Source organism: Enterococcus sp. LJL51, from assembly GCF_049894025.1.
GTDB lineage: Bacteria > Bacillota > Bacilli > Lactobacillales > Enterococcaceae > Enterococcus_L.
The window spans coordinates 145,577-159,360 of the sequence record NZ_JBNEQE010000002.1; the positions used below are offsets into that span (position 1 = coordinate 145,577).

A 13,784-nucleotide genomic window follows, 5' to 3' on the forward strand; every position below is an offset into this window, starting at 1 on the left:
CGCAGCTGTTCTTGTCGAAATGCAGTAAAAAGAATGAGCAAGGAGAAGATAATTATGGAACAAGTGAAGCAGTTTTTTGATGAAATATTGGCTAACACAACCCCTGAGCGGCCGTTATGGAACAAGGAAGCAGCGGTGACCAGTGCGCCTAAGTGGAGCTATATTGACGGATGTATGGCCTTGGCTGTGTGGAAAATGTATGAAGCGGAGCAAACAGACGATTACTTACGCTTTCTTGATGAGTTTATTGACTTTTATGTTGAAGAGAACGGTGAAATCCTTGGTTATGATAAAGAAGAGCATAACTGTGACAATATCAATGAAGGAAAAGTGCTGTATCCTTTAATGGAGCAGACAAAGAAAGCGAAATACGGCTATGCACTAAAAAAGCTATATGAGCAGCTGCTGGAGCAGCCAAGAACCCCGGGAGGCAACTTCTGGCATAAAGAAATTTATCCAAATCAGATTTGGCTGGATGGATTGTATATGGTTCAGCCTTTTTACAGTCAATATGATCAAATCTTTAATAGTGGCGTTAATCACGCTGATATCTTTCAACAGTTTCAGCAGGTTTATCAGCTGATGCGTGATCCTCAAACAGGATTATTCTATCACGGAGTGGATGAAAGCCGAGAAGCTTTTTGGGCAGACGCAAAAACCGGCTGCAGTCAAAACTTCTGGACGAGGTCACATGGCTGGTACGCGATGGCACTGGTTGATACCCTTGATTACTTTGATCCTGAGAACCAAGAGGAATACAACGAGCTCATTCGTCAGTTCCAAGAGCTCTTATCTACTCTTCTTAAATATGCGGATGAAAAGACCGGCATGTTCTATCAAGTAACGGATCAGGGAGCAAGGGCAGGGAACTACCTTGAAACAAGCGGCAGCTGTGCTATTGCTTATTCTCTGATGAAAGGAGCACGAAAAGGCTATCTTCCTCTTAATTATTTTGAACGTGGAGCAGAGCTTTTGGAGTCAATCGTTCATCACAAGCTGATAAAAACAGAAGCAGGATACGTATTGCAGGATATCTGTTTGGTTGCTGGCTTGGGAGGAATGCCGGGGCATGGCAGTTATAAAGTACGGGACGGCAGCTATGCCTACTATATTTCCGAGCCCATTGTGGAAAATGATGCTAAAGGAATTGCTCCGCTGGTTTTTGCCTATGCGGAATATATTCAAAAAAAACATTGAAGTAATTTAATCGTTTATATACCACCGAAAAATTGTTTTAAATGGTAATAAATAACAATTCTAATAAAAAATAAAAGCTGAGCAGTTAAGTAATTCCAGAAAGGATTACAAGCTACTCAGCTTTTTTATGCAAAAGGTCTGATAATAGAGAAAACTATATATAAATAATAGCATAATTCTTCTTCAGATAAAATTATTATGTTTAAAAAAATTAATTTTTTTGATAAAAATAGCAAACTTGGTACATTTATTTACATTCTTTTAGTAGAACCTGAAAAATTTAAGCATTTGTTAAAAAGCCTTGAATCGTTCCGACAAATATTGGAATAAAGCTGTCGATAAAACCGAGACTGAGTGCTGTTTTTTGTAAAAGTGTCAATTCCTTAAATTGTTTTGCAAAACCAATCAAAAGTAATATTACTCCAAAAAAACTGATAAAACTAGCAACAACGTAAATATTCTACATTTATAATTGAGGTCGAGACAAAAGTGTTTAGCTCCGAGAACCAAGTAGGTACTGTTCAACATCAGCTCATCCCTCGCTGTGTTTCACAGCAATAAGACGAATTATCCGAAAATAGCTTTTCATATTTTTGAGATAGTTCGGCTTATTTCCGAGAGAGCTACTTTTGGAACGCCGTTTATTCGGATTTTAGAGAAAGAAGAGTTCGGGCATTTACTTATGTCCCAAACTCGTTAAATAATTCGCATAATTTCTAGAAAAAAAGTCATCGATTGCTTAAGCATTCGATTTTTTTCCTTTTTTAACAGATTGATATTTCCAGATTATTCTGACTATATTTCTGCAACACTAATAATATTTAGTAAAAATAAAATGTCTGATTGAGCATAAATCATACATGATAAGATTAAAGTGTTCCAAAGTAGGCACTAAGTCCAAGGTTAATGACAACAATAGCACCAAAAATGACTGCTGCAGAAGACTGCTTCGTACTAAGTAAACAGCACACTACAATTCCAAAAAGCAAGCATTTTAACGCCACAAGCCACAGCCCTTCAAGACGATAGCTTGAAGATGGCGCACACCAAATACTCCAAATGACAATTGTTAGTATTGGTGCTAACAAACCAGCTGTAACACGAATAATTTTACTGGAGTGAAGAGTGAATCCCCAATATCCCAAAATAAATATAGCAAATATTTCTATCAGAAAAGCAATTGCTATATTACTATTTTTAATTAAGTTCATTACGTTCTCCTTTTTTATTATATATTTTATCACTAGCAACTATAAGAACAATATCATACAACTAAGCACAAAAGTTACTAGGCTAAATGGTGTCATAATTTTGTGTTCTTTCTTACTTTTCGTTAATAGTCCGTTAAATAAAACAGCGAAGAAAAGGAATATAGGTGTTAAGTTTATTAAACTTCTGTCAAACTGATTAAATGCTGAAATATGAATCAATTGACCATGGTTAAGATAACTAATGCCAACAATCGTCCAAATGAGCAAGAGAAAGAAGCTGACAATTCTTACTTTGAATGGCAGCACGATATTTTTTCCACCTAGTACATATTCGCCAAAAGGAAAACCAAATATTAATAGTAGATGAAGTAAGGCATTGAGAAAAAAACTGATTGCAATTATTATGTTAAGTATTTCTGTCATTGTATTCTCCTTTAGTATTAACTGGTTTGAGTATATAATAATAAATTGGATGGTACAATTACGCACAAAAAAGTAAGTAGCTAGTGGAGGTTAAGATTTGAAATCAGAAAAAGAAAATAAATGCATTGTTGCAGATTATGGTTTTGAAAATATAGAAAAATTATTAACTATGATAGGTGGCAAGTGGAAAATACAAATTATTTATCACTTGAGTGGGAACGCTAATATTAGATATGGACAACTAAAAAGAAAAATTCCTGAGGTCAGTCATAAGATATTGTCGGCTCAGCTTAAAGACTTAGAGAAAGACAAACTAATTTCAAGAATAGAATACAATGAAATTGTGCCTAGAGTAGAATATTTGCTTACAGAGCTTGGAAGAAGTCTTTTGCCAGTTTATGAAGTATTTGGAAAATGGTATGAGGAAAACAGAGATGTTTTAGAAATGAGATAAAAATAAAAGGGAGCTGTGATATTATACCTCAGTCCATTTAAACTCGGATAAATGGTGTTTCAAAATTAATCTCTTCGACAATACGGTAAAACTCGTAAAAATCTGTGGAAAAATTTTAGCCGTATTGCTTGAAGCTGACCATTTCTTATACGCAGGTTCTATGACTAAATGATTGGTGAACTAAGTAGAGTGATCTAGTTTGTCCCTCAAGGTGCCTCAATAAATAATGGCTCTATAATATTTTGTGTTGGTGGAAATTCCTAAAGGAAAACGCACTAACAGTTTTTTGAGTGTTCAAACACAAAAAAGGAACAACTAACTGATAAAATGAAATCGACTAAAAACCAAATCATCAGAAAGGTTTGTTCCCTATGGATAAGAAAACCAGAAAATTACTTGGACTAACAGATAAACACCTCTCCTTTGGAGAGGAGTGGCTTGAATACAGACAGATGAAAGGAGTTCAGGCTCAAGTCACAAAGCCACACTTACATATAGAACAACACATTGCGAAAGATGTGGCCTAAAAAATCAAGGTCAAATTATCACTAATGCTTTTCGTTATTCTTTCTCCAACGGGGTGACAGAAGGACTAAACAACAAGATGAAAGTAATCAAGCGTGTTGTCTATGGTTATCGTAATTTCTATCATTTTCGTTCGCGTATTTACAGTATTCAAGGTCTTATTTTTTCACAACATGAAAAAGAAAAACAAGCGAATAGTTCCGCAGCTCTATAGGCAAATCGGGAATTAGCAGTTCTACTTGTGTAGGAACATTTAGTGGGATGGTATGCGTTCGATGATAGATGAATGTGCAGCATTCATACCTTATATTGGAGCTAGCTGTCCAACTACGAATATACCTTGCGAAGCCTGCCTCTGCGATTACTCGAGGCAAAGCATAATGAACTTATGGGCTTAGCTGCCCAAATCATTCGTGCTGTTTTCCTTTTCTCTAAAAAGAACTTGAAACAAACTCAGAGGTTTCTCTGTTCTTTTGTTCCAAGCTCTATCGTTTTATTCAGTTTTTTGTCCTACCAACACATTTTGACGTAGAACCTAAATAATCGACCCACAAGCTACTTCTGCCCTTTTTAATATGATAGGAGATAGTTTGCAGGTCGATTATTTTCATTCTGCTTGGTGCCGGGAACCCGCCATGGGTGTCTGTCTTAAGCTTAATCCTGTCTAAATCAAACAACGGACAGCTAGAGAAATTATCAATTGTTGCAGTCCTACAATCAGCTGTTTTTGATTAAACTTTAACAGCTTTAATAATCAACATCATAGGTCTGCGCAGCTCATCCTTCATTCCAGGGATATTCAGCATATTTTCAGGGGGCATAGGCTCGACAACTCGTTCCAGTTGGAATCCATTTTGCAGGAGTCCATCAATATAAGTTGTTAGAGTCTTGTGATATTTAGTAACCTGTTCACCTAGAAATTCAGCAGTTCTTTTGCCCTCGTAAAAATAGTTATCTACTGGAAACGAGCTAATTTCTCCTTGATCATCATACAGCCAATCTTGTTTTCCTTCAGCTGTAAATATCGGATGCTCTACAGAAAAAACAAAGGTTCCACCGGATACTAAAAATTTTGCGACGTGCTGAGCAACAAGCTCGAATGACGGAATATAGTGCAGCGCTAGAGAGCTTAGCACAATATCAAAGCTATCTTCCGGAAAATCAACATCTTCAATCCCTGCATGAAGATATTTTACCTGAGGATAGTGTGTTTTTTCTTTTGCAATAGCCAACATCTTTTCAGATAAATCAACACCAATCACGGAAGCAGCTCCTTGTTCCGCGGCATAAATACAATGCCAGCCATAACCGCAGCCTAAATCCAACACTCGTTTTCCCGAAAAGGCGGGGAGTAACGTTTGAAGTGTCTGCCACTCGCCAGCTCCGTCAAGCCCTTTTTTTGAACGCTCCATTTGGCTGTACTTCTCAAAAAATGTTTGTTTGTCATAATGGTTTTCTTTCATTTGATTTCCCTCCATGTAAATTACTTAGCTAGTCCTTTATCTACATGGAGCGAATTCTCTTTTATGGGCAATCATATCATCACCTATTTCTATTTTGATACCTGTATTCTAGCATAAAGAAGTAAAGACCGCTATGATGAGAAAGCATTTGTACAAAAAAGTTAAATGAACAACGGAAATGATTTTAGTGAAAGAGACATGACTTGAGGATTGCTAAACCAATTATACAAAATAAAGCAGAAATTTTTCTAAATTCCTAACCAATCATTACACTCTCATCAGGATATTTGAATTTGCCGGTCTGTTTGTTGCCTCTTGCCAGCAATGAAAAACCAACAGTAAAAATACCGACCCGGCCAATGTACATCAAAAGCATAATAATAATTTTTCCTGCTAAAGATAGTTCTGGTGTTAGTCCCATAGTTAAACCTACTGTGCCAAAAGCAGAAAAGACTTCAAAAGCGATATACTCAATCCCGTAATAATCAGGTATTTTTTCGGTGATTGAAAGAATCATAATTGAAACAACACATAATGATAGAGTGAGAAAGAACAATGTAAGTGCTCTGAAAACAGCCGTACTGCGAATCGTGCGCTCATGATATTCAGCTCGTTCACGACCTTGAAATAAAGATTTTATCTGTATTACAAGGATTGCAAAGGTCGTGGTTTTCAAACCGCCGGCTGTAGAGCCCGAAGTTCCACCAATGTACATTAAAAACATAGTGGCTATTAAGCCGGCATTTGTCATATTTAGATAATTAATCGAATAATAGCCTGCAGTTCGCGGAGTTACAGACATAAAGAATGTGTTCGCAAGGCGATCAATGAAATTTGTTCCCTCGGTTAGATTTCCAGCATTTTGCTCAGTAAAGAAAAAGATAATAAACCCGCCAACCAATAGCCAGAAAGTAGTAGTTAGGGCAATTCTGGTGTGAAGAGAAAGCCGCTTGCGCTTACGGTAAAGTAAGATATCCTGCCAGACAATAAAACCAAGTCCGCCCGAAATAATCAGTAAGCCAATAACCAATAATAAATACGGATTTGATTGGTAAGGAACCAGACTGTCCCCAAGCAGGTCAAAACCAGCGTTACAAAAGCTGGATATTGAATGGAAGATACTATAGAATGTTCCTTTTCCCCAGCCAAATTCAGGAATGAACTGGAAAGAAAGTAAGACTGCTCCTAACAATTGGATAAACAGAGCTAGCTTTAAAATATAAATCATTAGGCGAAAAGCTCCGGACATATCATCTAAATTCAATGCTTCCCTCAGCAGCATTCTGGTACTAAGAGATACTTTTTTTCTTAGAACAAAATAGAAAATTACTGGAAGCGTCATAAATCCTAAACCGCCAAGTTCAATTAAAAGCATAATCAGCACCTGTCCAGCTGGATTCCAATGGAGAGCAGTATTTACTGTTGTTAATCCGGTTACGCAGACCGCTGAAGTAGCAGTAAATAATGCATCAATAAAAGGTGTTGCTTCTCCACTGCGGGAAAAAATTGGTAGAGAAAGCAGAATTCCGCCAGTAAAAATAATCAGAAAAAAACCTAAAGCCAGTACTTGAACGACTGAAAAATGTTTTTTAGATTTCATAGTAGGTGTATGTGTCCTTTACAATAGTTTTTGATTTTTCTAGTGTATCACTTTCCTTCAAATATTTCAGCCTTTAACTCAAAATAGAATAAAAGGAAATTACTGTTTTTTTCCAAAGAAAAAGTTATCGGTTAGACAGGGGAGAACAAAGAGAGGTGGCAACCGATTAGACAAAAGGAAGTAGGGGAATAGTATCAAGCCTATACTAGAATTATATGTACATACAAACAGTCAGCAATTTATAGAGCTTTGATTTTTTTTCTGATTTCCTGTAGACTAAATAAGGTTTGATTTGCAGTGGTCAGAGAAATAGTGAACAGGTTACCTGATTACAGCTGTATCTAGGCAGTAATATATCCGTATCTGACCAATAGAAGGAGAAAGACAAAATGGATATTTATTTGAAAAAAGCAGTATTACATATTATCGACAGAGAGACGGGGACACCAGTTTTCTCAGAAAACGAACTGGATTTAACAACTGAATATATTCGGATTTATTTGACAAATAAAGTGAATAAGCTGTCGACCGCTCAGACAAAAACTGGTATCTTGATTCAGGAAAGCAGCTTTGTTGATAAGATGAACGGTATTCCCACTGATTTTATTTCAAAAAGCCAGCAGCTTGTTCAGCATTGGTATGACATTTATTCCAGTAGTGAAGACGGACCGAGTGCTGATATTCTGGTTATTCTCTATGAAGAAGATACCATCCTGCATTTAGCTATGCTGAAGCTGAACTACAAAGAAAACTATACGCATTTCGTGGATTATGAAAATGAGTCAGTTTACAACAAGCTGATTATCAACCGGGCAATTCTGCCGTCAAAAACGCAGAAGCCAGACGAAGGCATCATTATCAATTTAGATACGTTGAGCTATGAGCTGTTGGAAAAAAGGTATGAATTCTCAGGTGAGAAGCTTTGGTATTTTTCTGAAAAAGTGATTGAATCTCAACCGGCTCCTTCTTTGGAGGAAAATATCAAAGAGATAAAGAAAGCTGTGAAACGTATCGGTAAGAAATATGATGAAGATGAGTTCGAACTAATTGCTTCGGTGAAGGAAGCTGTTTATGAAAGTATCGAAGAGACTGGCACCATCGATAATCAGCAAATTGCCGAGCAGGTTTTTAAAGAGAATATCTCGGCACGAATGGCTTATCAGGAAGAAGTCAATGAATCAAAGTTTGTTGATAAAACACCACCGGTACGTGAAGCAAGGGAAATATCAGAGAAAAAATTCGGCAAACAGAAGTTGAAAATGGATAATGGAATTGAATTAATCGTTCCTATTGAAGTTTACCGCAATAGTGATTTAATTGAATTTGTAAACAATCCTGACGGGACTGTTTCAATTACCTTGAAAAATATTGAAAAAATCAGTAATCAATTATAAAGAATCGATAATGCTTTTAGAAAAAAATCAGAGACTGCTACATAGTTATTTCGACTATGCGGCAGTCTCTGGTTTATTTTATTTAATTAGAATCATTCTTGATTTTATCCAAGGCTTTTTCCGGTACTTCTTTTTCAGAAACTTCCTCCCAGCTAAGTACACCTTTACGTTCATTAACGGTTAGCTTCAAATAAGCACCTATGCGCAAAGGATCTTCTCGCACTTCGTTCATTTTTTGCAGAGTTTGATTTCCGTCCTCATCATAAGCTTTTTGCTCATAATGATAAGTGGTGTATTTTTGTCCTCGGGTATCTATATCTTCAGTGGCTTTTCCGGTTTCTTGAATTTCTGTATAGTAGGATGTGCCGCCAAAGTAGTAATTATAGGCATACCAGGAACCTCCTCCAATTAAAAGGAATACAATAAGTGCTGCGATTATTTTTTTCAATGTCCTCACCTCATCTCTTATTATCCTCGTTTTCGTTATTTTTGCCATCGATAAGTCTTTCTTTCAGGTGACAGTTTTGTTAGTCTGTATGTGAGGGATAGGAGGAGAGAACATGAGCAAAATAAGTGTAGTTGTTGATCGTCCAATTGGATATCAAAATGAATTTGGTACGGTATACCCTATCAATTACGGTTATGTGGAAGGACTGATAGCTGGCGATGGAGAAGAGCAGGATGTTTATATTTTGGGCGTGGCAGAACCAATCGCATCTTTTGAAGGCAGGCTAATTGCGGTGATTCATCGTAAAGACGATGTGGAGGACAAATGGGTAGCCGCACCAGCGGGATGTTCATTTTCTAAAAAACAGATTGAGGATGCGGTTCACTTTATTGAACAATACTTTGATTCAAGTATTGAAGTGCTTAACTAAAAATTAGAAGTTCATACACACTTTTTTCGATAGCTCATGGTACTATATAATAAATCCTATAAAAACGTGATGAGTCACATTTGCCTTTCTTTATGCGAAAAAAATTATGAGGCGTGTTTTCATACGTTTATCAGGAGCTACATACAAGGATAGGAGGAATAAATTATGTTGCCGCTTTATGGATTTTTAGATCCAACTTATTTATTAGTAATCATCGGGCTGGTCATTTCTATGGCAGCATCCGCTTATGTGAACAGCACATTTAGAAAATACGATGAGGTAAAGAGCCGAAACAGTGTTACTGGAACACGGGCAGCACAATACATTTTACAGGAAGAACATATTGCTGATGTAGGGGTTCAACAGATTTCCGGTCACTTGACAGATAACTACAATTCAGGTAATAAAACACTCAGTCTGTCGGAAGCAACTGCTCAATCAACATCTGTAGCTGCAATAGGCGTGGCTGCTCATGAATGTGGACATGCTGTGCAGGACCATACAGGCTATAGTCCGCTGCGTATTCGGGCAGCAATTGTTCCCGTTGCAAACTTTGGATCAATGCTTTCTTTTCCAATGATTATGATTGGTGTACTTTTTAGCTGGAATCAAACGCTGATTAACATTGGTATTTTTGCGTTTTCGCTGGCACTGTTATTTCAGCTGGTGACGCTGCCGGTAGAGTTTAATGCATCTAGAAGAGCCTTGAAGATTTTATCTGACGGTAATCTGTTGACGGCTGAAGAAGTACCTATGGCACGAAAAGTGTTGTTTGCAGCAGCATTAACCTATGTGGCTGCAGCTCTATCAACATTTTTGCAACTACTGCGTCTAATCATTCTCTTTGGCGGAAATAACCGAAGGAATTAATAGGAAATCAGTTGAATTATTGGGCGGACTTTCAGGTTTGTGCTATGATAAATATAACAAAATAATTAAGGAGTTGAGTAGAAATGAAAGCATCAACAAAAATCACAGTCGGTTTAAGTATTGCTGCAGTAGCCGGTGTTGTAGTTGCTGTAACAGCTTCAGAAAAAATTATCAAAAAAATTGGACATGTATCGAACCGCTGTAAGGCTAAAAAAATTGTTCAGGAAAAGCTGGGCGGAAATGATAAAATCATGTCAATGGTTGACCATTTATCAGATGAAGATTTAGATGCAGTATTAAGTGTTTTAGACAAGGTCAAAGAAGGCCGTGAAAAGGCATCCGATTATGGTGACAAAGTGAAAGAAAATGCAGAAGGCATGAAGGATAAGATTTTATCTTTTATCGAAGAGCTTCTGTAAAAATAAGAGCAGAAAAGAAGGAGGATGGGACAGAAGTGTTTAGTCCCGAGAACCAAATAGGTACTGTTTAACATTAGCTCGTCCCTCACTGTGTTTCTCAGCAATAAGAAGAAATTCACGGAAATGACAGGAAACACGAATGTGAGTCAGTCGATATTGACTAATTCCTACTTGGTGTTCTTTAAATTTTTGTGAGTTTCGGCTTATTTTCGAAGGTCTTGCTCCTGCGGTTACTCGTCGCAGTTCAATACTGGTATATGCTACTGCTCCCATCGTTTATCCGGATTCCAAGTGAGCAGGATATAACTCAATGAGTTATGTCCTGCTCACTTTCTTTTTTTGTAAAATAAAGAAATGTTTTTCTTGTTTAGTTTAACGAGCATGGACAGAGGAAAGATCTGTCAGTATAATAAAAAGAACGTTGATAATTAAGTGGGGGAACAATGAATGAAGGAACAGGTATCTAACCTGACGAATGAAGAAAAAGAATACTATATGAGCAAAGCGATTCGCTTAGCTGAGCAGGCTGGAGCCCTTGATGAAGTTCCTATAGGAGCTGTCATTGTCAAGGATGGAGAAGTGATTGGGGAAGGCTATAATCTCAGGGAACATACCCGACAGGCTGCTTCCCATGCAGAGATGTTTGCAATTGAAGCAGCCTGTAAAAAACTGGACAGCTGGCGGCTGGAAGGGGCACAGCTTTTTGTAACGCTGGAGCCATGTCCCATGTGCAGCGGTGCAATGCTGCTGTCTCGTGTGGATGAAGTATATTTTGGTGCAGCTGACCCTAAAGGGGGAACCGCAGGAACATTCATGAACTTGCTGGATGACGACCGATTTAATCATACTGCCTATGTGGAAGGCGGCATTTTAGAAGAAACCTGTGGTCAACTCCTTTCAAGTTTCTTTAGAGAACTACGAGCAAAAAAGAAAGCTGAAAAAAATAAAAGAAAGACTAGCCAATAATGAAAAAGTGCGGTATACTATTAAATGCCGTAAGGCAGGACAATGGTGGGCCAGTGAAGCGTGTCAGATCTGGAAGGAAGCAGCACTAAGCAGGTGCCACCATGTGTCTGTATAAATATTGATTGGTCAGGGCTTAGAGCCCTTTTTATTTTGTCAAAAATGCAAAGGTAGCAGAAAAGTAGCAAAAATTTATAGTTCGATTTCATCAAGCTTATTAATGATGTTATTTTTTGATTGTCTGGTGACATGAGTGTATATCTTCATTGTCGTTTCTGTGTCAGCATGACCTACTCTTTCCATAATCGTTTTTGGTTCGATACCAAGTTCAGCAAGTAAAGAAATATGAGAATGCCTAAATATGTGGCTTGATATATTCTTGTCTATTTTTTCGAATCCTAATTTATTGTTTGCTGTTTTTAGTGCGGTATTGAAAGCACTGATTTGAATTGGTTTTCCAGTTTTACCTACAAATAAAAACTCAGCATTAGGATGCTTTATTGTATTTTCAAGAATTAACTCTTTCATTATTTTTATCGCTCTTTTTGATAGCCCAATTTCTCTGAAAGAACTAAGTGTTTTAGGTAGTTCTTTTTTTGCGTTTTTATAACCGTTTGAATAGTCGAGTGTACCTGAAACCTTGAGTATTCCAGATTCTAAATCAACATCTTTTAAAGTAATGCTAGTAGCCTCACCTATACGCAAACCAGTTAAATACATAAACTCTGCTAAACGTCCCATGTGAACTGATTGAAAAGAACCATATAACACTTTTAAGAGCTTCTTGACGTCTTCTTTTTCCAAAAATTTATCTTCAATTCTTTCGTAGTTTTCGCTAGTAAGTGGGGGCTTTGGAACAGTTACTTTTAAAATTGGATTACTAGTAATCATTTCCATATCTACTGCATAATCAAAAGCCATTTTCAAAACGCTTTTGAATTTCTTTTTGTAAGCATAAGAATGAGGGAGATTACTCATAAAATTCTGGAAAAAGAGAACATCAGCATTTTTAATTAACGCATCCCCGTTTATATTCTCAGAAATGTATTTAAGTATGTTTGTATAGATTCTTACTGATGAATTTCTAATGGTCAATTTGTGGTGTTGCCACCATTGATCTACTGCTATAGATGTAAAAGGATTGTGGAAAAAGGTGAAGGACACTTTGAGCGTGTTAGAGGTCAAGGTTGGAGAGTTCAACATGCAGAATGTGCAATAAAGCATAGAAAGCAGAAAGTGAGTAGAACTTATGACTTATCCAAAAATTAAAGAAAGCATGTGTTGTGCCCATTGCCAAAAAGAGCTATCAGATAGCTTCGTGACAGTCAGAGACAATTTTTTGATCGTGAAGTTTTTCCAGTTCGCCGATGGCGAAGACAATATCTTTTGTGATAATGACTGCTTGGCAAATTACTTGTCAGCGGAAGAGATTCTTATTGAGGGGAGTGAGCAGGAATGAGAGAGATTAAGTTTCGGGCGTGGGATAAAGAAGCAGAGCAAATGGTATTACAAATGGAAAATGGAAACGAATATGTTTGGATGATAGGGACAGAAGATATATTTATACAGCATATCACTGAAAACAACATACCTGAGCAAGTCCTCATGCAATACACAGGCTTAAAAGACAAGAACGGCGTGGAGATTTACGAGGGAGATTTGATAAAATTCAAATTTAACCAAATGTCTGGTAGAGGTTTTGTCTATTGGAATAAAGAAATTGGACAGTGGTGGATAAAAGACATTAGAGAAGTAACTAAAAAAAGAGGCCAACGATATTACCCTTTCTGGAAAAAGTGTCCATATATTGTTTGTGGAAACATATACGAAAATCCTGAATTGCTAGAGGAGGCAAAACATGAGTAAGAAAAGATGGCGTTCTATTTTAATCTCTATGCAGCGGGAAGAAAAGCTGCAAGGTTCTTATTTCAATATGAAACATGTGAAGCAAGCATATAAAGTATACATTCGATTGCCGAAAAAACACGTTTTAAGGAAGTGTGATTTTTGGGAGTTCTATAAAAAACTTGTTTTTACAGAAATGAGATACGGAGTTATACAAATGAAAATGAATTCAAAACAGTTAGATGCATCTGCAAGAGCAAAAGGAGGCAGAACATGAGTAAGTTAGATGAAGTTATCAAGAAATACGAAACTGAATATGGAATTTGTATGAATTATATAAACGGAGATTGGACGTGTCTAGAATCAGATATGCAAACTTTAGAACGTATTCCGTCTTGGGTTAAGAATAAGACCTATACTGTTCAGCAAGTGAAAACTGTAAATAATCCGAATTCTAAAAGAGCATATCTTCTAAAAGAGATTCACAGTTGGGTGCTTCAACAAGATCTTGAATAACGATTTTTTTACAGTGTTGATTCAGT

Annotated in this window: 20 protein-coding genes and 1 other RNA gene; 13 read left to right on the forward strand and 8 right to left on the reverse strand. The window is 36.9% G+C overall.

From position 1 onward, the window contains the following. The first annotated feature begins 54 nt into the window (after window positions 1-54). Window positions 55-1,197 carry a glycoside hydrolase family 88/105 protein gene (locus ACPWSO_RS02845; protein ID WP_426081288.1) on the forward strand — a complete coding sequence of 381 codons (1,143 nt, stop codon included), beginning with the start codon at window positions 55-57 and terminating at the stop codon, window positions 1,195-1,197. 280 nt (window positions 1,198-1,477) lie between these two features. Here ACPWSO_RS02845 and ACPWSO_RS02850 read toward each other — a convergent pair whose 3' ends face one another. The 3 genes from ACPWSO_RS02850 to ACPWSO_RS02860 all read right to left on the reverse strand — a co-directional run bounded on the left by ACPWSO_RS02850 (window position 1,478) and on the right by ACPWSO_RS02860 (window position 2,831). Next, complete coding sequence (locus ACPWSO_RS02850; protein ID WP_426081289.1) at window positions 1,478-1,606, reverse strand: hypothetical protein; 129 nt, start codon at window positions 1,604-1,606, stop codon at window positions 1,478-1,480. A 460-nt stretch (window positions 1,607-2,066) separates the two neighbouring features. Further along, window positions 2,067-2,408 carry a YrdB family protein gene (locus ACPWSO_RS02855; protein WP_426081291.1) on the reverse strand — a complete coding sequence of 114 codons (342 nt, stop codon included), beginning with the start codon at window positions 2,406-2,408 and terminating at the stop codon, window positions 2,067-2,069. Window positions 2,409-2,447: 39 nt separating this feature from the next. Continuing rightward, window positions 2,448-2,831 carry a hypothetical protein gene (locus tag ACPWSO_RS02860; RefSeq protein ID WP_426081292.1) on the reverse strand — a complete coding sequence of 128 codons (384 nt, stop codon included), beginning with the start codon at window positions 2,829-2,831 and terminating at the stop codon, window positions 2,448-2,450. Between the two features lie 97 nt (window positions 2,832-2,928). Between ACPWSO_RS02860 and ACPWSO_RS02865 the strand changes: the two genes are divergently transcribed. Further along, the gene (locus ACPWSO_RS02865) at window positions 2,929-3,285 is read left to right on the forward strand and encodes a winged helix-turn-helix transcriptional regulator (protein WP_426081294.1); all 357 of its coding nucleotides are present in this window, start codon (window positions 2,929-2,931) and stop codon (window positions 3,283-3,285) included. A gap of 442 nt (window positions 3,286-3,727) precedes the next feature. Continuing rightward, window positions 3,728-4,024: a transposase gene (locus ACPWSO_RS02870; protein WP_426081516.1), complete on the forward strand. Its 297-nt coding sequence runs from the start codon at window positions 3,728-3,730 to the stop codon at window positions 4,022-4,024. A gap of 517 nt (window positions 4,025-4,541) precedes the next feature. Here ACPWSO_RS02870 and ACPWSO_RS02875 read toward each other — a convergent pair. Together ACPWSO_RS02875 and ACPWSO_RS02880 are read right to left on the reverse strand one after the other, a co-directional pair. Next, window positions 4,542-5,273 carry a class I SAM-dependent methyltransferase gene (locus tag ACPWSO_RS02875; protein ID WP_426081295.1) on the reverse strand — a complete coding sequence of 244 codons (732 nt, stop codon included), beginning with the start codon at window positions 5,271-5,273 and terminating at the stop codon, window positions 4,542-4,544. A gap of 256 nt (window positions 5,274-5,529) precedes the next feature. Then, the gene (locus tag ACPWSO_RS02880) at window positions 5,530-6,873 is read right to left on the reverse strand and encodes a TrkH family potassium uptake protein (RefSeq protein WP_426081296.1); all 1,344 of its coding nucleotides are present in this window, start codon (window positions 6,871-6,873) and stop codon (window positions 5,530-5,532) included. Window positions 6,874-7,262: 389 nt separating this feature from the next. Between ACPWSO_RS02880 and ACPWSO_RS02885 the strand changes: the two genes are divergently transcribed. Then, window positions 7,263-8,267, forward strand: coding sequence for a nucleoid-associated protein (locus ACPWSO_RS02885; RefSeq protein ID WP_426081297.1), 1,005 nt, complete (start codon window positions 7,263-7,265; stop codon window positions 8,265-8,267). A gap of 82 nt (window positions 8,268-8,349) precedes the next feature. Here the strand turns inward: ACPWSO_RS02885 and ACPWSO_RS02890 are convergent, their stop codons facing one another. Further along, window positions 8,350-8,715 carry a YxeA family protein gene (locus ACPWSO_RS02890; RefSeq protein ID WP_426081298.1) on the reverse strand — a complete coding sequence of 122 codons (366 nt, stop codon included), beginning with the start codon at window positions 8,713-8,715 and terminating at the stop codon, window positions 8,350-8,352. 112 nt (window positions 8,716-8,827) lie between these two features. Here ACPWSO_RS02890 and ACPWSO_RS02895 point away from each other — a divergent pair, with 112 nt between their 5' ends. From ACPWSO_RS02895 to ACPWSO_RS02905, 3 genes are all read left to right on the forward strand, one after another. Further along, the gene (locus ACPWSO_RS02895) at window positions 8,828-9,145 is read left to right on the forward strand and encodes an inorganic pyrophosphatase (protein WP_426081299.1); all 318 of its coding nucleotides are present in this window, start codon (window positions 8,828-8,830) and stop codon (window positions 9,143-9,145) included. Between the two features lie 165 nt (window positions 9,146-9,310). Further along, window positions 9,311-10,015, forward strand: a complete 705-nt coding sequence (locus ACPWSO_RS02900) for a zinc metallopeptidase (protein ID WP_426081300.1) — start codon at window positions 9,311-9,313, stop codon at window positions 10,013-10,015. An 83-nt stretch (window positions 10,016-10,098) separates the two neighbouring features. Then, window positions 10,099-10,434, forward strand: coding sequence for a hypothetical protein (locus tag ACPWSO_RS02905; RefSeq protein WP_426081301.1), 336 nt, complete (start codon window positions 10,099-10,101; stop codon window positions 10,432-10,434). Between the two features lie 39 nt (window positions 10,435-10,473). Here ACPWSO_RS02905 and ACPWSO_RS02910 read toward each other — a convergent pair whose 3' ends face one another. Further along, window positions 10,474-10,707: a hypothetical protein gene (locus ACPWSO_RS02910; RefSeq protein WP_426081302.1), complete on the reverse strand. Its 234-nt coding sequence runs from the start codon at window positions 10,705-10,707 to the stop codon at window positions 10,474-10,476. 174 nt (window positions 10,708-10,881) lie between these two features. Here ACPWSO_RS02910 and tadA point away from each other — a divergent pair, with 174 nt between their 5' ends. Further along, window positions 10,882-11,400: a tRNA adenosine(34) deaminase TadA gene (tadA, locus tag ACPWSO_RS02915; protein ID WP_426081303.1), complete on the forward strand. Its 519-nt coding sequence runs from the start codon at window positions 10,882-10,884 to the stop codon at window positions 11,398-11,400. Window positions 11,401-11,431: 31 nt separating this feature from the next. Further along, an RNA gene (gene ffs / locus ACPWSO_RS02920) (signal recognition particle sRNA small type) lies at window positions 11,432-11,517 on the forward strand. Between the two features lie 72 nt (window positions 11,518-11,589). Here ffs and ACPWSO_RS02925 read toward each other — a convergent pair. Continuing rightward, on the reverse strand, window positions 11,590-12,492 hold the full coding sequence (locus tag ACPWSO_RS02925) for a tyrosine-type recombinase/integrase (RefSeq protein WP_426081304.1): 903 nt from the start codon (window positions 12,490-12,492) through the stop codon (window positions 11,590-11,592). 154 nt (window positions 12,493-12,646) lie between these two features. Between ACPWSO_RS02925 and ACPWSO_RS02930 the strand changes: the two genes are divergently transcribed. Genes ACPWSO_RS02930 through ACPWSO_RS02945 form a run of 4 tightly spaced genes read left to right on the forward strand, consistent with a single transcriptional unit; the run spans window position 12,647 to window position 13,758 of the window. Beyond that, a complete protein-coding gene (locus tag ACPWSO_RS02930) occupies window positions 12,647-12,856 on the forward strand; it encodes a hypothetical protein (protein WP_426081305.1) in 210 nt (69 codons plus the stop codon). Next, a complete protein-coding gene (locus ACPWSO_RS02935; protein WP_426081306.1) occupies window positions 12,853-13,263 on the forward strand; it encodes a YopX family protein in 411 nt (136 codons plus the stop codon). The genes ACPWSO_RS02930 and ACPWSO_RS02935 overlap by 4 nt, the downstream gene beginning before the upstream one ends. Beyond that, window positions 13,256-13,519: a hypothetical protein gene (locus tag ACPWSO_RS02940; protein WP_426081307.1), complete on the forward strand. Its 264-nt coding sequence runs from the start codon at window positions 13,256-13,258 to the stop codon at window positions 13,517-13,519. Before ACPWSO_RS02935 ends, ACPWSO_RS02940 begins: the two co-directional genes overlap by 8 nt. Continuing rightward, window positions 13,516-13,758, forward strand: a complete 243-nt coding sequence (locus tag ACPWSO_RS02945) for a hypothetical protein (protein WP_426081308.1) — start codon at window positions 13,516-13,518, stop codon at window positions 13,756-13,758. Before ACPWSO_RS02940 ends, ACPWSO_RS02945 begins: the two co-directional genes overlap by 4 nt. The last annotated feature ends 26 nt before the right edge of the window (window positions 13,759-13,784 follow it).